Below are 618 nucleotides of genomic sequence, written 5' to 3'. Positions count from 1 at the left end.
GCCGAGCGGCGTGCAGTTCGGGGTAGCCGCCGGGCAGCAGCACCGCCCGGCATTCCGGGGGCAGGGGATCGTCGGCCAGGGGGCTCCAGGGCACGGGGCTGAGGCCGCAGGCCTGGAGGAGCTCCTGGGCCTCGGGGTAACGGAAGTGGAAGGCCGCATCGCTGGCGATCGCCACCGGCAGGGGGGGGCCGGCGGGAACCGTCTCCGGCGGGACCTGGTCGAGGCACCAGCGGATCGGATCGCGCCGTTCCGGCGCCGGTGGCGGCGGAGCCAGCAGCGGCCACAGCTGCGCCAGGTCGAGGTGCTGCTCGGCCAGGGCGGCCCAGATCTTCTGGCGTTCACCCAGGTCGCCCAGCTCCCCCGGGGTGAGCAGGCCCAGGTGGCGGGAGGGCAGCTCCAGGCTGGGGTGGCTGGGCAGCACCCCCAGCAGGGGCACCTCGATGGCGACCAGGGCCTCGGCCAGCAGGCTCTGGTGCCGTTCGCTGCCGACCCGGTTCAGCACCACCCCAGCCAGGGTCACCCGGGGCGGGCCGTGGTCGCGGAAGCCGCGCACCAGGGCCGCCAGGCTGCCGGCCTGCCGCGACGCCTCCACCACCAGCACCACCGGCAGCCCCAGCA

General features: G+C 76.1%; 1 protein-coding gene. It reads right to left on the bottom strand.

Features of this window, described 5'->3' with window-relative positions; translation table 11 throughout:
* Window positions 1-618, bottom strand: a 618-nt coding sequence (locus VB737_RS17230) for a nucleotide-binding protein (protein ID WP_500314776.1), incomplete at both ends; no start/stop codon positions are given.

Source organism: Synechococcus sp. BA-120 BA3, from assembly GCF_034931285.1.
In the GTDB taxonomy this organism is placed as follows: domain Bacteria; phylum Cyanobacteriota; class Cyanobacteriia; order PCC-6307; family Cyanobiaceae; genus Cyanobium.
This window is presented reverse-complemented; position numbering and strand designations above follow the sequence as displayed.